Below are 20,652 nucleotides of genomic sequence, written 5' to 3' on the forward strand. Positions count from 1 at the left end.
CCATCTTCCTATTTACAATTTTCTAACGTTTCAATAAAGCTTTTAAGTTGGCAAGATACTGCTGTGCTTGCTCTTTTGGATCTACATTCGGAGCAAGTTTCTTTTTACGCCCATGCCATTCCAAATCATCTTGAGGCAATTCATCCAAGAAACGACTTGGCGTCATTTGACGCATTTGACCACCATTTTTACGTTGCTCTGCCAAGGTCAAGGTTAAGCCTTGACGGGCACGGGTAATCCCCACGTACATCAAACGGCGCTCTTCTTCAATAGTTTCTGAAGCAATCGAGTTCTTATGCGGTAGAAGCTCTTCTTCTAAACCGATCATATAAACATATGGAAATTCCAAACCTTTTGCTGCATGGAGCGTTAATAAGTTGACCTTATCCGTATCTTCCTCTTCCTGCTGTTGCTCCAACATATCGAGCAACACCAGTTTGCGAATCACACTCTCGATGTTCTTCTCATCTACGTCATCAGTACGATTAATCAAATTTTGAATACTGGTATAGAGACTTTCGATATTGTCGATTTTGGTTTTTTCTTGTGCAGGGGTTGCCGCCTGCTCACGAACGTAATCAATATAGCCAGCTTCATTGATCATCTGACGAACTTTAGGAACGGGCTCATCATCATCGAGAAGTTCACGGGTGAAAGTTGCAATAAAATCAGCAAACTCGTGTAATTGTGTTGCCGCTTTCTTTGGTAAGACCATCGATAAACGCTGATCTGATGAAGCCGTTAACAACGATAAAGTATTTTCTTGCGCAAATAATCCCAGCTTTTCTAAAGTTACTGGTCCAATTGCACGTTTTGGCGTATTAATGATACGTAAAAATGCACTATCGTCCTCAGGGTTAATGATTAAGCGTAAATAGCTCATCACATCTTTAATTTCAGCTCGAGCAAAGAATGACTGACCACCAGACAATTTATATGGGATCTGCATTTGACGCAGTTGTGTTTCTAATACACGTGCTTGGAAATTACCACGATACAAGATTGCGTAGTCTTTCCAGTTTTTGCCATTCATCAACTTATGCGTGATCAAATCTTTCACAACGCGTTCAGCTTCATCATCATCATTTAAACACGTGATGACACGAATATTTTCGCCATGCCCTTTGTCACTCCATAACTTTTTATCAAAGATATGAGGGTTGTTTTCGATTACAGCATTCGCCGCTTTTAAAATTCGACTGGTAGAACGATAATTTTGTTCAAGCTTAATCACTTTTAAATTATGGAAGTCATCTTTCAATAACGCCATATTTTCAGGTTTTGCACCACGCCATGCATAAATAGATTGGTCATCATCACCTACCGCCGTGAACTGCCCCATAACACCGACTAAAAGTTTCACTAAGGTATATTGGGCGGTATTGGTATCTTGATATTCATCGACCAGTAAGTAACGAACACGATTCTGCCATTTATCACGAACTTCGGCATTTTCCTGAAGCAAGCGCGTTGGCATCACGATCAAATCATCGAAATCAACAGCATTGTATGCACGAAGATTACGTTCATATAATTGATACAGATGCGCAAGCTGTACATCTTCTACAGTTTCACAAGTTGAATGTGCTTGCTCTGGCAAGATCAGATCATTTTTCCAATCTGAAATTTTCTTCATGGCCTTCGCAATCAATTCTTTACTTTCTGCACCAGACATATTGTCTCGCTGCATCAAGTCCATCAAAATGCGTTTACAGTCATCTGCATCTAAAATAGAAAAATTAGCTTTAAGTGGTAAGTTTTTTAATTCTAAACGTAATAAATTCAAGCCAAAGGTATGAAAGGTTGAAACTGATAATCCTTTGGCTTCTTCACGCGACAGTAGTTTACCCACACGTTCTTTCATTTCACGTGCAGCTTTATTGGTAAAGGTCATCGCTGTAATTCGATAAGCAGGGATTCCACACTGTTGCACTAAAAAAGCAATTTTGCGTGTAATCACTGAAGTTTTACCCGAACCTGCACCTGCAAGCACCAACAATGGCCCCTGAACATACTTCATGGCTTCAAGTTGTTTGTCATTCAATTGACTGGCAGATGACATCTTGTAATTCCTCTCTCGTTTCCGAGCCTGATTTTCCGAGCACAATTATAGACATCTCTTTTTTATAATCCCAATAATAAATCTTGGGATATGTATAAATTATGATGATTCATCCAATTGAAGCGCCGCAGCTTGTCGTCGGTATTTTTTTCACATAAAAAAACCACCCGAAGGTGGTTTTAAATTAGTCAAAACTAATTATTGTTTTGCATAGATGCTGATTTCAACACGACGGTTTTGTTCACGACCCGCAGCAGTACTATTGTCTGCGATTGGGTTTGATGAACCATAACCTTGTGCATCAATACGATTTGAAGCAATACCTTTACCAGCTAAGTAGTTCTTAACTGATTGAGCACGTGCTTGTGACAAAGGAATGTTAATTGAGTCATTACCTGTATTGTCTGTATAACCAGTCACCAAAATCGCGCTTTGGTTATCTTCACCTAAAACTTGAGCGACTTTGTTTAAAGTTGCATAGAAGTTAGGCTTGATGTTTGATTTATTGGTATCAAATGTAATGCTACCAGGCATAATCAATTGAACAGAACCATCTGGATTACGACCAACATCTACACCAGTACCCTGCATTTGTTGACGAAGTTTTTTCTCTTTATTGTCAAGATATAAACCGCCAGCACCACCAAGCACCGCACCAATTGCCGCAGCACGGTTATTTTGCTTACTTGTGTTTGCATTTCCTTTAGAAACGCCATAACCTGCAGCAGCACCAATCAATGCGCCTAAAGCAGCTTTATCATATTCTACGCCGCCAATATTATTACCTGTAGTTTGGCAACCAGAAAGAACCAATCCAGCCCCTACGAGTGTTGAAATCATTAATGCACGCATTGCGTAGCTCCTGTCTATGTATTTTGTTGTCTCGGTGAATAATGAATGAAAAAATAACAGCGCACCATTGATATTTTGTTAATAATAAACGGTTTATTTATATTTTTGTAATACTTTGATGCATTTTACTTGCATAAAGCACCACATTTTCTCCATTGTTATTCTCTTGTGCTTATTTATAAATGCTATCAAATCGCTTCGATGTAATTGTATAACTTATGATGTATTCATATTTCAGTCTTATCCCCCTGATGGATACTTGCCTAACCCAACTAAACCAAAGAAAGATATAAAAATTGTCACTTCGTCAAATATACGGTTGTATTTCAATTTCTGTTGTTTATAGTTGGAACATCTTCTTTTCAAAAACAGCTGCACTCAAGGTTCGATTTATGTCTACCGCAAATAACAAAGCATCCTTATTGCAAAAAATCGGTAAGGGATTAACTGTTAGTTCTGTCATCACCGGAAGTACGTTTTTGCATGGCCCACCCGTGCTTGCTCTAGGTTTGACTAAATTATTTAAAAAATCAGCAAAAGTAGATGAAACCAATATCCAACTTGCCAATAGCTGGATTGGTATAAACAATCAACTCATTGAGCGTGTACTACCTAACCTAAAGTGGGACATCAGCATCGATGAAAAGCTTGATCTTAACCTACAAGGTCGTTATTTGATGATGTGTAATCATCAAAGCTGGGTAGATACCACTGTAAATCAGTATTTTGGTTTAAATCGCATGCCACTTACACGTTTTTTTACCAAGTGGGAGCTGATTTTTATTCCTTTCGTCGGTCAGGCCTTTAAAATTCTAGGCTTCCCGATGATGAAACGTCACACCAAAGAACAAATCGCAAAAAATCCTGAGCTTAAATCGAGAGATATGCTTGAGGCACGTAAGGCGTGTGAACAACTGTTAAGTCAACCATTTACTTTGCTCAACTATTTAGAAGGTACACGTTTTACACCTGAAAAACATGCTCAACAGCAGTCACCTTATAAAAATCTTCTGAAACCTAAAGCAGGTGGTTTAGCGTTAGCGTTAAATATTTTAGGTGATAAAATTGATGCCTTTGTTGATATGACCATTGTTTATCCTGATGGCGCACCAGAATATAGTGATTTTTGGTTAGGTGGTGTTTCCCAAATTGCGGTAGATATCCGAAAAATTGAGATCCCAGACTGGGTACTTGGTGGGGATTATGAAGATGATCCTCAATACCGTGAACGCTTCCAAAAATGGGTTGATCAAATCTGGACTGAAAAAGATCAACTGATTAGTGAAATAAAAGCAAAATACGCCACAGCTCCACAGGTAGAGTAACAAGATGGTTCAGCAGAATACGAAACCCAAGTCTAAATACCACCGTGTCGATCAAAATAGTTGGGCTTTTCGTCTTTTTTTGATCTATGACATCTTTATGGTGTTTATTATTGTGTTCAACTTATTCTGCTTAGGTATGAACCTGTTTCTGATGAGTTCATTGGGAGAGTGGTTATTTCAACAAATCCACCTTCCCAATGTTCTTGAATTCTACCGAAGCTATCTGCACCCTTGGGTGATTACCACCGAAGCATGGTTTATTATTTTCCTCATCACTGAATTAGTGGTTCGCTGGATCGTTGCTATTATCTATAAACATCATGCACGCTGGTGGTGGTTTCCATTCATACATTTTTATGAAATTTTGGCGATTATTCCATTTCTACGTTTTTTACGATTATTTCGTGCAGGAATTATTGCCTATCGTTTATATGAAATGGGTTATCAGGTCATTCCAGAAAAAATACAACGTACACTTTTATTTTACTATCGTGTCGTCATGGAGGAGCTATCTGATCGAGTGGTACTGACCGTTCTTGATGGTGTAAAACATGAGTTAAAAACCAATAATAGTCATCAAAACACCATTCACAACCTCGTCGATCATCACCGACAGCTCTTTGTCACCACCCTTTCTTCTTTACTACAAGAATCACTTGCAACTGCACTACAACAGCAGCAACCCGTGATTACAAAGAAAGTAGGCGAAATTGTGAATCAAGCCATTGAAGATACGCCAGAGTTGACACAGTTGTTGAGACTAATCCCAATCGTTGGTGGACGTATAGAGCAACAAATCCAAAGTATTGGACAGCGTTTGGGCGAAAACATCAGTGCTGGCTTAATTGAACCTTTCACTGCGGGTTCACCACAACAACCCAATGAAAATTTCCAACTGATTGCTAAAAAGGTCAGTGAGATCAATATTGATAACCAACATTTAGAAGAGCTAGTCAAATCAGTGGTTTTTGAAAGTATTGATGCAATACAAAAACAAGTTCAAGTAAAACAATGGCAGGAAATGCTCTCTGAAAATGATCAATTGCACAAAAAAGCGGAATGATTACAAGAAAATTTACTAATCACGCTAGAGAATTGATGTAATTTGTTCTAGCATTTGCTTTTATTTATAACACACTAGAGTGCTTAAAAGCCCTGAAGGATAAATTATGGCTGATATACGGATTACGGGCAGAATGGTGAATTTTAGTCGATTGGTATTCGACACAAATGACCACAATGCGATCCGACAGCAATTAACAAGCACATTAAATGAAGGTTCCTATTTAGGAACTTTGGTCATTATAGACAGCACCGTTGAGCAAGAGCTGATTGCACTCATTCAACTCCTGATTGATCTTGGCTTACAACCTATGGCGGTCATTGACGGAGTTTTAGGTGATGAAGCACGCGCCATTCAATTCCCTGTTTTACCTGCTGACCAGCCTTTACAGCGTATCAAAGCATCGAAAGAGCAAGTCATTGCTCATCAAGCCAAAGATGTTCCAGATAATGCTGCAATACAAACACCACAAAAAAATACAGCTAGCGCGCAAATCACCTCTTATCATGATGAGATTTTGCGTACTGGACAATGTTTAGTACAAGATCAAGGCGATATTATATTAAATGCAGGCATGAACAGTGGTTCAGAAGTGATTGCGTCTGGAAATATTCACATCTATGGTAATGCTCGTGGTAGAGTCATTGCTGGTGCAGGTGGACATACGTCAGCACGCATTTTTTGCAATTCGCTTGAAGCAGAATTGGTTTCTATTGCAGGGACCTATTGTGTGGCAGATGATATTCCTAAAGATATGATTCGAAAGCCAGTACATATTTATTTAAATAACAAGCAAGAGCTTGAATTCGAAGCCTTGCAGTTTTAATTTATAAACACCAAAAAAGCCCTTTCAGGGGTGTATGACCATAAATAGGAGTGGATTCGGTGGCCAAAATTGTTGTCGTAACGTCAGGCAAAGGTGGTGTAGGTAAAACTACAACAAGCGCATCTTTTGCAACAGGTTTAGCCCTACGTGGTCATAAAACTGTTGTGATTGATTTTGATGTAGGTCTACGTAATCTTGATTTGATCATGGGCTGCGAACGCCGTGTAGTTTATGATTTTGTAAATGTCATTAATAATGAAGCTCGCTTGCAACAAGCGCTCATCCGTGACAAAGAAATTGAAAACTTATACATTCTGCCAGCTTCACAAACACGTGATAAAGATGCTTTAAGTGATGAAGGTGTCGCACGTGTCATTGATGAACTATCGCAAGAGTTTGATTACATCATCTGTGACTCACCTGCTGGTATTGAGCGTGGTGCAATTTTAGCCATGTATCATGCAGATGAGGCGATCATCGTAACCAACCCTGAGATTTCATCGGTTCGTGACTCAGATCGTATTATTGGTATGCTAGATAGCAAAACCAAAAAAGTTGAACAAAATGAAGGGCGAATCCGTAAGCATTTATGTATTACACGCTTTAACCCTGAACGTGCCGATCGACAAGAAATGTTGACAATTGATGACATTTCCAAAGATATCCTACGTGTACCAACATTAGGTGTCATTCCAGAATGCCCAAGCGTACTTCAAGCATCAAATGAAGGTAAACCTGTTATTCTTTATTCAGAAGAAAAAGCGGGTCAAGCGTATGATGATTTAGTCGCGCGTTTCCTCGGTGAAGAACGTCCTTATCGACACATTGAAGTACAGCCAAAAGGTTGGTTAGCTAGACTATTTGGAGCGTAATGATGGCAGGATTCTGGAGTAAATTATTTAGCAGTGATGAAAAACCATCAAGTGCACAAACTGCTAAAGACCGTTTAAAGGTGATCGTTGCATCTGAACAAGGTTTAGGTCGTCGTTTAAGCCAAGACAAAATCGACCAAATGAAAAAAGAAATCATGCAAGTGGTAAGTCGCTATGTGCGTGGTGTAGATGAGCAGCATATTCAAATGCAAGTCCGCTCAGAAGCAAACATCGAAATGTTAGAAATGAATATCAATTTACCTGAAGATCGATAGAAGTTTTTTCATTAGCGATTTTTTGTAAATAAAGGCAAAATACCTTGCAGCTGAGCAAAGCGTTGCTTTGCAAATCCAGCCTCGTATTTTGCCTTTATTATTTTAAAACTGAGGAGATTGATATGGCATTATCACAGCCAGCAACTTTCAATGAAGAATGGTCAGATGAGCGTGTTTTTGCCTACCTTAACCAACTTCCTCCAACGGGTGTAAATGCTGACTTTCATGTGCTTTATCATGCATTCAAACATATGCGTCCAAATGATTATGAGCGTTTGATTGTCAAGTTTTTAGCTGATGGTCGTGATTTGAACGCCACCAATCCTGAAGGACAACGCATTCATGATGTGATTGCACAATTTCCTCGCCAAAAAGATGGATTCCTAGAAGTTTTAGCGAAATTTGCTTAAAAAAAATGCCTGCATCATGCAGGCATTTTTTATTGGAACTATCGACTTCCAATCAAGTAGACACCCAACAGCGTGAAAATTCCACCTGAAACACCATCAATCCATTTGGCAAAGTTTTGATAAGCAGTGCGAAATGCTGGTAATGAGAAAACAAAAGCAACCAGCGTAAACCACAATGCTGTCTCAACTGAAACAATGATAAAAAGCAGAGAATGATGTTGATCAAATAAGGGATTGGTTAAAAATAAAGAAAATACACTACCAAAATAAATAATGGCTTTCGGATTTGAAAGATTAGTCAACAAACCTTTCATAAAAAACAAATATGGGGATTGTGGTAGGGTAATTGGATTCATTGTTTGATTATTTTTAGAAAAAGCAGAACGTAGCATCTGATAACCAAGCCAACACAGATATAAACCACCTGCGATTAAAAGACCTTGTTTCAGCCAAGCCATTTTTTCAAAGATAATATTGAGCCCCATCAAAGCAAGAAGCGACCAGAGCATTGCGCCGATACAAATACCCAATACCACCAGCACCGCCTCTTTTCGAGAACGGCTAATTGCAGTTTGCGAAACCAAAAAGAAATCTGGCCCTGGCGTAATTAATGCACAAAAATGAATAAAAATTAGTGTACTCAATGCAACTAACACGGCTCACCTCAAAGTTGAGATTTTAAAGGCCAAGCTTAAATAAAAAATGTGATTTTTACCATATAAAAATAAACAAATATAAAAAAGAAAGCCTCAAAACTGAGGCTTTCATAGTGGATTATTATCATTAAAATAAAATCACACTAAAATATCTCGCTTTCCATTTGCACCCATCGCGCTGACAATCCCATTCTCTTCCATTTGGTCGATAATACGCGCTGCACGGTTATATCCTAAGCTAAATTTACGTTGTAACGATGAAGTCGAAGCTTTACGCGTTTCGAGGACAAACGAAACACACTGATCATACAATGCATCTCGATTTGGATCTCCATCACCATCTTCAAAACCACGAGAACTTGGTTCTTCATCAAATGGTGTTAAGATTTCATCGACATAGTCTGGCTCGCCACGCTCACGCCATGCATCACAAATACGGTTCACTTCATCATCACTGATAAATGCCCCGTGAACACGTTCAGGTTCAATTTTACCAGGACCCAAGAACAACATATCACCATGCCCAAGCAGGTCTTCTGCCCCACCTGCATCCAAAATCGTACGTGAGTCAATTTTACTGTTCACACGCAAGGCAACACGTGTAGGAATATTCGCCTTAATCAACCCCGTAATCACGTCTACAGATGGTCGCTGAGTCGCAAGCAGTAAATGAATACCAGCTGCACGAGATTTTTGTGCAAGACGGGTAATCATTTCTTCAGCCTTTTTACCAACCTGCATAATCATATCTGCAAATTCATCGGCAACGATCACAATGGATGGTAATGGAGTTAAACGTGGGGCACGTTCTTGAGTTGCAGAATCACTCGGCTTCCAAGTCGGATCAATCAAATCCTCACCATTGGCAATCGCTTCTTCAACCTTACGGTTATAGTCACTCAATTTACGAATTTTCAAGAATGACATCAATTTATAGCGACGTTCCATTTCATTAACACACCAGTTCAATGCACTGACAGCATCTTTCATATCAGTTACAACAGGCGTTAATAAGTGTGGAATGTCGTTGTAGTTGGCTAATTCAAGCTGTTTTGGGTCGATAAGAATCAAGCGCAGTTGGTCTGGTGTATATTTCAATAACATCGATAAAATCATCGAGTTAACCGCAACAGATTTACCTGAACCTGTGGTTCCCGCAACCAACATATGTGGTGCTTTACCCAAATCTGCAATAACAGGATTACCTGAGATGTCTTTACCCATTGCCATAGAAAGAATGCTATTTGGATCGGTAAAAGCAGGAATCGTCAATAATTCAATCAAACGCACCATTTCACGCGTGCTGTTTGGAACCTCAATGCCAATATAAGGTTTGCCTGGAATGACTTCTACAACCCGTACCGATGCCATAGACATTGAACGCGCCAAATCACGAGAAATATTAGTAACCTTAGATGCTTTAACGCCGGGCGCTAAATCAAGCTCAAAACGTGTTACGACTGGACCAGGTTGAGCTTCAACCACCTGAGCCTTAACATTAAATTCTTGTAATTTAATTTCTAGCAGCTCAGACAAACGAGCCAATTGCTCGGCAGTAAAGTTTACTTTTTTATTTGGATCAACCTCATCCAGCAATTCTAAACCTGGTAATGTTGGAAGATCACGTCTTTTTTGTGCCACTTGCATCGCACGCGACATAGGACGCCCAAAAGCATCTGTTAATGGCGCATCGAGATCAAAGTCATCATCCATATCGACATCTAAATCAGACTCAGTTTTACCCGCAGTTTCCTGCCAAGCTTCAATAAAGGCTTCTTTAGATAACGCCTCTTTCGGCTTATTTACATCGATCGGTGCTTTTACAAATGCAGATGATTGTGCGTAATTTGTTGCTTGAGAAACTGATTTTTCACCATCTTCATCGACAAGAAGATCATTAAAATCATCGAAATCCTCTCCTGCTACAACATGCTTATCATCTTGAATTGTGTTTTGCACAGGAGCGCTATGAGGCATTGCTACTGTTGCTTTTTCAGACTCAGTAATTAGTGCATTGATTTCATGATCAAACTCAACTTCATCAATATGAGAGCTTGTATTATTTGAAGAGGTTTCTTGTTGTGTAAATGGCGTATGCGCATCTGTTGCTGTCTTACTATTCGGCACAGCAGCAAGTAACTCATCAAAAATTTGATCATCGTTCCAATCTAATCCCTGATGATGACTTTGCTGAATGACTGGTCTTGTTTGTGGTTGTGCAGAAAGTTCAGCAGCAGGATTCATATCATCTTCAGCAGCCCTGAGAAGCGCATCAATTTCTTGTTTATGATTCGCATCATCACTTTGTAATGCACGCCAAACCTCACCTGTCTGAATCAAGCGCTGACTCTCTGTTTCCAATTGATGTGCACGTTGCAGGGTTTGTTCAAAATCTTCATTTTGCGGCTCTTGTTGGGGTTGAACACGCTGCTGCCCTAATTCTTTTGCAGCAACATCTGCAAATAATCTTTCAGCAAGCTGTTGATGACGATCATCTGTTTTTATTGACTGCTCAACAATCATGTCTGCATCATTATTGTTGATAGTTTGATCAGCTTCTAACGCCGCTGAATCTATAACATTATTGGTGAGCGTACTTGTCTCAGTCTTACCAACTGTAGCCAATTGCTCCGTTCGGTCATACGCAGATTCATTTTGAGGAACATTTCGGTAAAACAAATCCTGCAAATACACAGGCGTTTTTTTCAATACACTCCATGTTTTGTCCCATTGGATCCCAAACGCTAAGGTCAACAATATGACACTAAAAACCAATAAGAATAAAGTTGCCCCATAGATAGTCAAAGTTTGCGATAAACTCTGCCCCAACTCATAACCAATAATCCCTCCAGCAGCGTTATCTAAAGTGTCAGCAGGTGTATTCCAATATAAATACAGAAGGCTAGATATGGACAGAATTAGGAAAAACTGTGCTGCATAACGAAATGGGCGGTTCAAAAAGCTTCTCGGCCACCAAACTTGAATCGCTTCTATGAATAGAAACAATGGAAGTAACAAACTCGCCCAGCCTAAGAAACCAAAGAGTAAATCTGCGATCCAAGCACCCGCCACACCACTTGCATTTGAAACATGTTGAGTGTCACTGGATATATGCATCCAGCCTGGATCAAATGGTGTATAGGTTACTGTGGCAAGAAATAAATAAATGCCAAAAGAAATCAAAAATAATGTCATTAAAAAGCGTTGTGCATAAACACTTGACACCGCAGTCATATACAGTCCTGTAACCCAATTCGTTATTTGTTGGTATATTACTTAAGGCCATAACAGCCCTAATCAATAAGTCTAATATTATGCACTCGTTCTTACAAAAAAGATGCACGATTGTTTACTGTTGTTGTTAACATCGGGAGCTATTCACATTTCCGACACGTATTTTTGCAATAATCTGCTCGTCAGAAATGATATAGCCCAATTCGATCAAGTTAATCAATATTATCCTAATCGATTTAACCCACTCGTCTTTGGTTTCACGTATAATTTTAGCAGTTTCAATATAAAAAGGATGTTCTTTAATGAGCGCTCGTCACTCACGGTTAATTATTTTGGGTTCTGGTCCTGCTGGTTATAGTGCAGCTGTATATGCAGCACGCGCTAACCTCAAACCAACTCTGATTGCTGGTTTACAGCTTGGTGGTCAACTTACAACGACCACTGAAGTTGATAACTGGCCTGGAGACCCAGAAGGATTAACAGGCCCTGTACTCATGGAGCGTATGCAGGCTCATGCTGAACGTTTCGGTACAGAGATTGTCTATGATCATATCAATGAAGTAGACCTTAAAACTCGCCCATTCGTTTTAAAAGGTGATATGGAAGAGTACACATGTGATGCGCTGATTATTGCAACAGGAGCAACTGCACAATATTTAGGTCTTGAGTCTGAGGCTGCCTTTATGGGTCAAGGTGTAAGTGCTTGTGCGACTTGTGATGGATTCTTCTATAAAAACCAAAATGTAATGGTTGTCGGTGGTGGTAACACCGCTGTTGAAGAAGCACTTTACCTATCTAACATTGCTGCGCATGTAACATTAGTTCACCGTCGTGACAGCTTACGTTCTGAGAAGATTTTGCAAGATCATCTTTTTGCTAAAGAAAAAGAAGGCAAAATCAGTATCATTTGGAACCATCAAGTTGATGAAGTGCTCGGTGATAAAACTGGTGTAACGTCAGTTCGTATTAAATCGACTCAAGATTCAAGCACTCAAGATATTCCAGTTCAAGGTTTATTTGTTGCGATTGGACATAAGCCCAATACAGGTATGTTTGAAGGTCAACTTAACTTGAGAGATGGATACATTCAAGTGCATAGTGGCACGGCAGGTAATGCAACAGCGGCTTCAGTTGAAGGTGTTTTTGCTGCTGGTGACGTAGCAGATAGTATCTATCGCCAAGCAATCACTTCAGCTGGTTCAGGCTGTATGGCTGCATTAGATGCAGAAAAATATTTAGACAATTTGAACTAATCACATCGTTCCATCTTCGTTGGCAATCTAACTGATTGTCAACGTTGCTTCATTCAGATAGTTTAAGCATGTCATTATTTACTTACTTCAATCATGCAACAACTTTCCCCGTCCGAATTTATCTTTCCAAACCCCATTGAAGCTGACCCTGAAGGTCAAGGCCTCATCTGTATTGGTGCCGACCTCTCCCCTGCTACGTTGTTTGAAGCCTATACACATGGTTTATTTCCTTGGTTTAATGAAGATGAACCCATTTGTTGGTGGAGTCCAGAACCTCGTTGCATCATCGAGCCACATGCGTATAAACCAAGTAAATCACTCCTTCGCAATATGAAGAAGCATGATTATCAAATTACCATCAATCATGCTTTCGAAGATGTCATTCGTTCCTGCTCACTGCCACGAAGTTATGCAGACGAAACATGGATCAGTGAAGATATCATTCAAGGTTATTGTGCATTGTTTAACGCAGGTTACGCCTATAGCGTTGAAGTTTGGCAGCAAGAGCAACTTGTTGGTGGTTTATATGGTGTAAGTATTGGCAAAGGCTGTTTTGGTGAGTCCATGTTTAGCACTCAAACCGATGTTTCTAAAATGGCTTTTTACACTTTGATGCTAATTGGTCAAGAAAATCACATGCCATGGATAGACTGTCAACTGGTCAATGACCACCTTTTAAGCCTAGGCGCGAGTACAATTTCTCGCCAAGCTTATCTAAAATCGTTACAAGATGTAATTATTGCCCCCCCTATCAATTGGAAAAGTTATCAAGAACGTGTATTTTCAAGTAAAACAATAGCAGTTTTTAAAAAATTAGACGGTTAACGGATGAACACCTTGGAGGGACAGATTCATGAAATCATATCAACCCAAGTCCCTTTTAAATGACTTACAGTATTACATTACTCCACCACACGACTGTAGTTATCTCGATAACAAATCAGCCCGTATGGTATTTTTAGACCCAATTCATCGAATTGACGTAGTGACATTGTCGGAACTCTCACGTGTCGGTTTTCGCCGCAGTGGTGATTTTATTTATCGTCCCGAATGTCATTTATGCCGTCAATGTTTATCTTGTCGCGTACCAGTTCAAGAATTCAAAATGAATAGCAGCCAAAAAAAGGCATGGAAGCGCAACCAAGATTTACAAATGAGTATCTTACCGACCTCACAAGCGACCCAACAACATTACGATTTGTATGAACGTTATATCAATGAACGCCATGCAGATGGCGATATGTATCCAGCAACACTAGATCAATTTGAGAAATTTCTAGTACATAGTTGTACGGAAAGCTTTTTTATCGAATTATGGAAAGACCAAAAATTAATTGGTGTTTCAACCTGTGATTTAATGGATGATGGTTTATCTGCAGTTTATACTTTCTTCGATCCAGATGAACAACGTCGCTCCTTGGGCGTATTTGCGATTCTTAAGCAAATCGAATACGTTAAAACGCTGAATCTTGATTATCTCTATTTAGGCTATTGGGTACCGCACTCATCCAAGATGAATTATAAATCGCAATATACGCCACTCGAATTATTACTCGATGGGCAGTGGCGCCGACTCAATCGTCCTCTCGCAAACAATGAAATCCAGCAACTCGGTAACTCTTTGATGAGTACACTACCCTCTGAGTGGAATAATTTAATTATTAAATAAAGCTGCAAAATCATCAGTGCATGTTTTGACCATAATCACGGCATGCTCTTTTGAACCATCGACATTTGGATAATAGTTTTTACGTAAATCAATTTGATGAAAACCTGACTTTTCATACAAACGAATTGCCGCTGCATTACTTTCACGCACTTCTAAAAAAATCTGAATCGGATCATTCTTTAAGTGCTGGATAGAATAATCGAGCAACTCGTATCCAAGACCTCTACCCTGCTGACTTGGATGGATCGCCATCAATAATAAGTTTGCTTCATCTAACACAGGTTGCAAAATACAGAACCCGACTATCTGATCCGCCTGTTCATATATCGTACATTGATAAGAAGCTAAAGATTCTTGGAATTGCTGCTTCGACCATGGATGAGTTTGCACTAAACGCTCAATGGTGAAGACGCTTTCTAGATCACTTTCCTGCATCAATCGAATCACGATTTATTACTCTATAAAATACTGATGCAGATTATCAGCAATTTAAACCAAAATTTGAATAAAAAAATGGGCAATCTAATTGCCCATCATTTTAGTTCGGATTAAAACCTAATTCCGCACGCCATTTATTCAACAGTTCAGTCGTATCATCATCATTAGGATGGAAATTTGGTCGTAAGAATGCGAGTAATGTTGGTATTTGACGTGTCATAAAACCTTTATAACCATACATAAACTTCAACATGTATTTGGTATCACGCCATGTCAACTTACCATCAGTTTTGAGTAATGTCGCTGTAAAATAGGATTGAGTGATAAAGATAAGCCCCATCGCAATAACCAAAGCTAACGAGCGCATAAAATAAGCTTTAACACCTTGACCATACATTGCCTCGTACACATCAAAGGCAACAGCTTTATGTTCATTTTCCTCTACCGCATGCCACATCCAAAGGTGATACATTGTTTCATCTTGGAACATTGCCTGAATATCTGGATTGCTCAACAGTTCTTCCGCGATCGTAGACGTGAAATGTTCTAAAGCACATGTCCCCGTTAGACCAATCATTTCTTTAGTAAAACCGAACGGTTTCATTACAGTTGAAATAATCGTAGCTGCGGTATCTATCACTTTACCAGTCTGGGCTTCCAATTTTCGTACATCATAACCATAGGCTTGTGCTGATGCATTAAAAGCCAAATGTTCTTTAGAGTGCATCGCTTCTTGACCAATAAATGCACTGATTTCTTTTTGTAATTTTGGATCAGCAAGTTTAGGATCATTTCGAACAGCGCGAGTACTATTCACAAAGAATTGTTCACCTTCAGGGAACAGTGCAGAAAGTGCGGTCATAAAATGTGTCAATGCAGCATCACCATTTGCCCAATAACGTGGTACTTCACCAAATTCAAAATCCATTCGACGTACAGGGAAGCTTGCACCAGCTCGGTTTGAAATATTGACTTTAGCGTTCATACCGTTCTCCTAAAACATTTTTTGAATAATCATGATCTATTTATAGTTATACGCTGATTCACATGCATGAAATAAGTGCATATAAGGTCACAAAAGCATCATCTTAGGACATGTCATTTAAGACAATTTATTTTAAATTTAATTTTCATGTATAAAAAAGGGCAACAATATTGCGCCCTTTCTCTCAAAGTAATTTCAAAATTGAATTACAGACCTAACTTTGCTTTCCAATCTTTAAGTAATTGAACTGTATCTAAATCATTTGGATGAAAACGAGGTCTGAAATAAGCCAACATTTCACCCGCCATACCTGTAATAATTCCTTTTGATGGGCTATAACCATATTTATAAATCATACCAAGCTCTTTTAGATTCAACTTCTTATCTTGTTGAAGCAAACGCAAAGTAAAGTATGATTGAAGAATAAAAATCAACGCCATCGCAAAAACCAGTGCTGTAGTACGTAAACTATAAGCTTTAAGACCTTTACCAAACACTGCCTCATAAACATCATAAGCAACTGCTTTATGTTCATTTTCTTCAACAGCATGCCAGAACCACATATAAGACATGGTTTCATCGGTCATTAAGTCTTGAATGTGCTGATTACGCAATAATTCAGAAGCAATCGTAGCTGTAAAATGTTCTAAAGCTGTGGTTGCAGTTAAATCAACCATTTCTCTAGTCATTCCAAAAGGCTTCACAACTTTAGAAAAGTTTTTAAGCGCAAATTGAATATAACGCCCAGTAATCTGTTCTAAAGATCGTACATCATGACCGTATTTTTGAGCAGAAGCATTGAAGTTTACATGCTCCTGCGTATGCATCGCCTCTTGACCAATAAACGCACTAATTTCTTTCTGTAATTCCGCATTATCTTTAATTGTTGGGTGATAACGTACAGCACGTACAGCGTCGATAAATAATTTTTCACCATCTGGGAATAATGCAGATAACGCCGTCATAAAATGTGTAAGTCCTGCTGAACCATTCATCCAATATTCAGGGACTTGATCGAAGTCAAAATTCATACGACGTACTGGAAAACTTGCACCCGCACGATTAGAAATATTCACTTTAGCATTCATGCTGCCAACTCCTTTTAAGTGGAGCACTCCACTTAGTTCTATTGTTCATTTTCTTGAGTTTTATATTACGTTTTTATAAGAATCAATTAAGTGCAGTTTGGGACAGCAAAGTATCAGTTTGGGACACTATTCAATAAAATTGTCAAACAATTGATATAAAAAAACACCCCAAAGGGGTGTTTTTTTATTACTCTAGGGCAATTATGCAGTTACTTTCGCAACAACACCAGCACCTACAGTACGACCACCTTCACGAATCGCAAAACGTAGACCTGGGTCCATTGCGATCGGGTGGATTAACTCTACTGACATTTCTACGTTGTCACCAGGCATTACCATTTCTACGCCATCTTGTAATTTGATCGCGCCAGTTACGTCAGTTGTACGGAAGTAGAACTGTGGACGGTAACCGTTAAGGAATGGAGTGTGACGACCACCTTCTTCTTTAGAAAGTACGTATACTTCTGCATCGAATTTAGTGTGTGGCTTGATTGAACCTGGTTTAGCAAGCACTTGACCACGTTGTACGTCTTCACGCTTAGTACCACGTAGAAGAACACCACAGTTCTCGCCCGCACGACCTTCGTCTAGAAGTTTACGGAACATTTCTACGCCAGTTACAGTTGTTTTAACTGTATCTTTAATACCAACGATTTCAACTTCTTCGCCTACTTTAACGATACCAGACTCAACACGGCCTGTTACTACAGTACCACGACCAGAGATTGAGAATACGTCTTCGATTGGCATCAAGAATGCTTTATCGATTGCACGCTCTGGCTCAGGAATGTAAGAATCAAGCGCTTCAACAAGTGCAAGAACTGAAGACTCACCGTATTGACCAGCATCACCTTCTAACGCTTTAAGCGCAGAACCACGGATTACTGGAGTGTCATCACCTGGGAAGTCATAAGTAGAAAGAAGTTCACGAACTTCCATTTCTACTAATTCAAGTAATTCTTCATCATCAACAAGGTCACACTTGTTCAAGAATACGATGATGTACGGTACACCAACCTGACGTGAAAGAAGGATGTGTTCACGAGTTTGTGGCATTGGACCATCAGTCGCAGCACACACAAGGATCGCGCCGTCCATCTGAGCAGCACCAGTAATCATGTTTTTAACATAATCGGCGTGGCCCGGGCAGTCTACGTGAGCGTAGTGACGGATTGGAGAATCGTATTCTACATGTGAAGTATTAATTGTAATACCACGTGCTTTTTCTTCAGGAGCAGAGTCGATTTGCGAGTAATCTTTCGCTTCACCGCCGTAAGTTTTTGCACAGATTGTTGCAATCGCAGCAGTTAAAGTTGTTTTACCATGGTCAACGTGACCAATTGTACCCACGTTTACGTGTGGTTTGTTACGTTCAAACTTGGCTTTAGCCATGATGATCTTCCTTTATAAACTGCTCATGAGGGTCACCCATGAGCACTTGGTTTTTAACTAAATTTTAGTTGGGTAATATAGTAATCGAAAGATTACTCGTCGTCACCTTTTTTACCGCCAGCTTGGAACTTAGCGATGATGCCTTCAGCCACGTTACGTGGAGTTTCAGCGTATTTAGCGAATTCCATAGAATACGTTGCACGACCTTGAGACATAGAACGCATTTGAGTCGCGTAACCAAACATCTCAGCCAATGGAACTTCTGCTTTAATTGCTTTTGTTCCACCAGGAAGATCGTCCATACCTTGAACCATACCACGACGACGGTTTAAGTCACCCATGATATCGCCCATGTAGTCTTCTGGAGTTTCAACTTCAACCTTCATGATTGGCTCAAGAAGGATCGGATCTGCTTTCATGAAACCGTCACGGAAAGCGTATGAACCCGCCATTTTGAACGACAATTCATCAGAGTCGACATCGTGGTAAGAACCATCATAAAGAACAGCTTTAACGCCTACAACTGGGTAACCAGCCAAGACACCATTCTTCATACGCTCTTGAATACCTTTATCAACCGCACCAAAGAATTCTTTAGGTACTACACCACCTACAACTTCTTCAGCAAATTCGTATTCTTTACCAGCAGCTTCAACATCAAGTGGCTCTAAACGAACATATACATGACCGAATTTACCTTTACCACCTGTTTGACGAACGAATTTACCTTCTTGCTCAATAGTTTTCTTAATCGTTTCACGATAAGCAACCATTGGTTTACCGATATTCGCTTCAACACCAAATTCACGCTTCATACGGTCAACAATGATGTCAAGGTGAAGCTCACCCATACCAGCAATAATTGTTTGACCAGATTCTTCATCTGTACGAACGCGGAACGATGGATCTTCTTTCGCCAAACGACCTAAAGCAATCGACATTTTTTCTTGGTCAGCTTTAGTTTTTGGTTCAACAGCCAATGAAATTACTGGCTCAGGGAATTCCATACGCTCAAGAGTAATGATGTTTTTCTCATCACATAATGTATCACCAGTAGTTACGTCTTTAAGACCTACACACGCTGCGATATCACCTGCACGGATTTCATCAAGATCTTGACGTTCGTTCGCGTGCATTTGCACGATACGACCGATACGTTCACGCTTAGACTTAACTGGGTTATAAACTGGATCGCCTTGTTTAAGAACACCAGAATAAACACGTACGAATGTTAAGTTACCTACGAACTTATCGTTCATAATTTTGAACGCAAGTGCAGAGAACGGTGCTTCGTCAGATGCTTCACGAGATGCTTTAGTTTCAGCTTTATCGTCAAGAATACCTTCGATTGCTTTAACTTCAGTCGGTGATGGTAAGAATTCAATCACAGCATCCAACATACGTTGAACACCTTTGTTTTTGAACGCAGAACCACAAAGCATCACTTGAATCTCAGATGCTAATGTACGAGCACGTAAACCAGCGATGATGTCTTCTTTAGAAAGATCACCTTCTTCTAGGTACTTGTCCATTAACTCTTCTGAAGCTTCAGCAGCCGCTTCAACCATGTTAGTACGCCATTCGTTAGCAGTATCAACGAGGTCAGCTGGAATCTCACCGTATTCAAACTTCATACCTTGAGATGCTTCATCCCAGATAATCGCTTTCATCTCGATAAGGTCAACAACACCTTGGAATGTGTCTTCAGCACCGATTGGCACAACGATTGGAACAGGGTTACCGCCCAAACGAGTTTTAACTTGTTCAACAGCACGGAAGAAGTTTGCACCAGTACGGTCCATCTTGTTCACGAATGCTAAACGAGGCACTTTATATTTGTTTGCTTGACGCCATACAGTTTCAGACTGAGGCTGTACACCACCAACTGCACAGTAAACCATGCACGCGCCATCAAGAACACGCATAGAACGTTCAACTTCGATTGTGAAGTCTACGTGTCCCGGTGTATCAATTACGTTGATACGGTGTTGGTCAAATTGGTTAGCCATACCAGACCAGAAACAAGTCGTAGCAGCAGAAGTAATGGTAATACCACGTTCTTGCTCTTGTTCCATCCAGTCCATTGTTGCTGCACCGTCGTGTACTTCACCAATTTTGTGAGATACACCTGTGTAGAACAAAATACGTTCAGTTGTAGTTGTTTTACCTGCGTCAATGTGCGCAGAAATACCGATGTTACGGTAACGAGTAATAGGGGTTTGGCGAGCCATGATGTCTACATTCCTAAATGT

Annotated in this window: 18 protein-coding genes; 9 read left to right on the forward strand and 9 right to left on the reverse strand. The window is 39.8% G+C overall.

Annotation, left to right across the window (positions count from 1 at the left end):
• Positions 1–22 precede the first annotated feature (22 nt).
• Both rep and DS737_RS11720 read right to left on the reverse strand, forming a co-directional pair.
• A complete protein-coding gene (rep, locus tag DS737_RS11715; protein ID WP_004638202.1) occupies positions 23–2,062 on the reverse strand; it encodes a DNA helicase Rep in 2,040 nt (679 codons plus the stop codon).
• Positions 2,063–2,260: 198 nt separating this feature from the next.
• Complete coding sequence (locus DS737_RS11720; RefSeq protein ID WP_017396750.1) at positions 2,261–2,914, reverse strand: OmpA family protein; 654 nt, start codon at positions 2,912–2,914, stop codon at positions 2,261–2,263.
• 392 nt (positions 2,915–3,306) lie between these two features.
• On the opposite strand from DS737_RS11720, the gene DS737_RS11725 reads away from it, so the two are divergent.
• The 6 genes from DS737_RS11725 to DS737_RS11750 all read left to right on the forward strand — a co-directional run bounded on the left by DS737_RS11725 (position 3,307) and on the right by DS737_RS11750 (position 7,685).
• Entirely contained in the window at positions 3,307–4,239 is a 933-nt protein-coding gene (locus DS737_RS11725) for an acyltransferase (protein WP_005081568.1), read from the forward strand.
• A 4-nt stretch (positions 4,240–4,243) separates the two neighbouring features.
• Complete coding sequence (locus DS737_RS11730; RefSeq protein WP_113997601.1) at positions 4,244–5,302, forward strand: preprotein translocase subunit SecA; 1,059 nt, start codon at positions 4,244–4,246, stop codon at positions 5,300–5,302.
• A 106-nt stretch (positions 5,303–5,408) separates the two neighbouring features.
• Positions 5,409–6,128 (forward strand): septum site-determining protein MinC, encoded by a 720-nt coding sequence (gene minC / locus DS737_RS11735; RefSeq protein ID WP_005081563.1) that lies wholly within the window; start codon positions 5,409–5,411, stop codon positions 6,126–6,128.
• A 59-nt stretch (positions 6,129–6,187) separates the two neighbouring features.
• Positions 6,188–7,000, forward strand: coding sequence for a septum site-determining protein MinD (minD, locus tag DS737_RS11740; protein WP_005081560.1), 813 nt, complete (start codon positions 6,188–6,190; stop codon positions 6,998–7,000).
• Between the two features lie 2 nt (positions 7,001–7,002).
• On the forward strand, positions 7,003–7,275 hold the full coding sequence (minE, locus tag DS737_RS11745; protein ID WP_004663449.1) for a cell division topological specificity factor MinE: 273 nt from the start codon (positions 7,003–7,005) through the stop codon (positions 7,273–7,275).
• A gap of 122 nt (positions 7,276–7,397) precedes the next feature.
• Positions 7,398–7,685 carry a PA4642 family protein gene (locus tag DS737_RS11750; RefSeq protein WP_004638195.1) on the forward strand — a complete coding sequence of 96 codons (288 nt, stop codon included), beginning with the start codon at positions 7,398–7,400 and terminating at the stop codon, positions 7,683–7,685.
• A 38-nt stretch (positions 7,686–7,723) separates the two neighbouring features.
• On the opposite strand, the gene rhtC is transcribed toward DS737_RS11750, so the two are convergent.
• Both rhtC and DS737_RS11760 read right to left on the reverse strand, forming a co-directional pair.
• Complete coding sequence (gene rhtC / locus DS737_RS11755; protein ID WP_113997602.1) at positions 7,724–8,341, reverse strand: threonine export protein RhtC; 618 nt, start codon at positions 8,339–8,341, stop codon at positions 7,724–7,726.
• Positions 8,342–8,479: 138 nt separating this feature from the next.
• A complete protein-coding gene (locus tag DS737_RS11760; RefSeq protein ID WP_113997603.1) occupies positions 8,480–11,575 on the reverse strand; it encodes a DNA translocase FtsK in 3,096 nt (1,031 codons plus the stop codon).
• Between the two features lie 302 nt (positions 11,576–11,877).
• Between DS737_RS11760 and trxB the strand changes: the two genes are divergently transcribed.
• From trxB to DS737_RS11775, 3 genes are all read left to right on the forward strand, one after another.
• Positions 11,878–12,828, forward strand: a complete 951-nt coding sequence (trxB, locus tag DS737_RS11765; protein ID WP_004638192.1) for a thioredoxin-disulfide reductase — start codon at positions 11,878–11,880, stop codon at positions 12,826–12,828.
• A 93-nt stretch (positions 12,829–12,921) separates the two neighbouring features.
• Complete coding sequence (aat, locus tag DS737_RS11770) at positions 12,922–13,653, forward strand: leucyl/phenylalanyl-tRNA--protein transferase (RefSeq protein ID WP_113997604.1); 732 nt, start codon at positions 12,922–12,924, stop codon at positions 13,651–13,653.
• 28 nt (positions 13,654–13,681) lie between these two features.
• Positions 13,682–14,497 carry an arginyltransferase gene (locus DS737_RS11775; RefSeq protein ID WP_005091376.1) on the forward strand — a complete coding sequence of 272 codons (816 nt, stop codon included), beginning with the start codon at positions 13,682–13,684 and terminating at the stop codon, positions 14,495–14,497.
• On the opposite strand, the gene rimI is transcribed toward DS737_RS11775, so the two are convergent.
• From rimI to fusA, 5 genes are all read right to left on the reverse strand, one after another.
• Complete coding sequence (gene rimI, locus DS737_RS11780) at positions 14,483–14,944, reverse strand: ribosomal protein S18-alanine N-acetyltransferase (RefSeq protein WP_213068175.1); 462 nt, start codon at positions 14,942–14,944, stop codon at positions 14,483–14,485. The two genes, DS737_RS11775 and rimI, sit on opposite strands and share 15 nt — an antisense overlap.
• Positions 14,945–15,035: 91 nt before the next feature.
• The gene (locus DS737_RS11785) at positions 15,036–15,920 is read right to left on the reverse strand and encodes a metal-dependent hydrolase (protein WP_004638188.1); all 885 of its coding nucleotides are present in this window, start codon (positions 15,918–15,920) and stop codon (positions 15,036–15,038) included.
• A gap of 206 nt (positions 15,921–16,126) precedes the next feature.
• On the reverse strand, positions 16,127–17,008 hold the full coding sequence (locus DS737_RS11790) for a metal-dependent hydrolase (protein WP_004642138.1): 882 nt from the start codon (positions 17,006–17,008) through the stop codon (positions 16,127–16,129).
• Positions 17,009–17,209: 201 nt separating this feature from the next.
• Positions 17,210–18,400 (reverse strand): elongation factor Tu, encoded by a 1,191-nt coding sequence (gene tuf / locus DS737_RS11795; RefSeq protein ID WP_005081540.1) that lies wholly within the window; start codon positions 18,398–18,400, stop codon positions 17,210–17,212.
• Positions 18,401–18,492: 92 nt separating this feature from the next.
• Positions 18,493–20,631, reverse strand: coding sequence for an elongation factor G (gene fusA, locus DS737_RS11800; protein ID WP_004638187.1), 2,139 nt, complete (start codon positions 20,629–20,631; stop codon positions 18,493–18,495).
• Positions 20,632–20,652 lie beyond the last annotated feature (21 nt).

Source organism: Acinetobacter haemolyticus (assembly GCF_003323815.1).
In the GTDB taxonomy this organism is placed as follows: Bacteria; Pseudomonadota; Gammaproteobacteria; order Pseudomonadales; family Moraxellaceae; genus Acinetobacter; species Acinetobacter haemolyticus.

Coding starts and splice junctions, on each gene's coding strand:
- rep (WP_004638202.1), bottom strand. CDS start 2,062: ATGTCATCTGCCAGTCAATTGAATGACAAACAACTTGAAGCCATGAAG.
- DS737_RS11720 (WP_017396750.1), bottom strand. CDS start 2,914: ATGCGTGCATTAATGATTTCAACACTCGTAGGGGCTGGATTGGTTCTT.
- DS737_RS11725 (WP_005081568.1), top strand. CDS start 3,307: ATGTCTACCGCAAATAACAAAGCATCCTTATTGCAAAAAATCGGTAAG.
- DS737_RS11730 (WP_113997601.1), top strand. CDS start 4,244: ATGGTTCAGCAGAATACGAAACCCAAGTCTAAATACCACCGTGTCGAT.
- minC (WP_005081563.1), top strand. CDS start 5,409: ATGGCTGATATACGGATTACGGGCAGAATGGTGAATTTTAGTCGATTG.
- minE (WP_004663449.1), top strand. CDS start 7,003: ATGGCAGGATTCTGGAGTAAATTATTTAGCAGTGATGAAAAACCATCA.
- DS737_RS11750 (WP_004638195.1), top strand. CDS start 7,398: ATGGCATTATCACAGCCAGCAACTTTCAATGAAGAATGGTCAGATGAG.
- DS737_RS11760 (WP_113997603.1), bottom strand. CDS start 11,575: ATGACTGCGGTGTCAAGTGTTTATGCACAACGCTTTTTAATGACATTA.
- trxB (WP_004638192.1), top strand. CDS start 11,878: ATGAGCGCTCGTCACTCACGGTTAATTATTTTGGGTTCTGGTCCTGCT.
- aat (WP_113997604.1), top strand. CDS start 12,922: ATGCAACAACTTTCCCCGTCCGAATTTATCTTTCCAAACCCCATTGAA.
- DS737_RS11775 (WP_005091376.1), top strand. CDS start 13,682: ATGAAATCATATCAACCCAAGTCCCTTTTAAATGACTTACAGTATTAC.
- DS737_RS11785 (WP_004638188.1), bottom strand. CDS start 15,920: ATGAACGCTAAAGTCAATATTTCAAACCGAGCTGGTGCAAGCTTCCCT.
- DS737_RS11790 (WP_004642138.1), bottom strand. CDS start 17,008: ATGAATGCTAAAGTGAATATTTCTAATCGTGCGGGTGCAAGTTTTCCA.
- tuf (WP_005081540.1), bottom strand. CDS start 18,400: ATGGCTAAAGCCAAGTTTGAACGTAACAAACCACACGTAAACGTGGGT.
- fusA (WP_004638187.1), bottom strand. CDS start 20,631: ATGGCTCGCCAAACCCCTATTACTCGTTACCGTAACATCGGTATTTCT.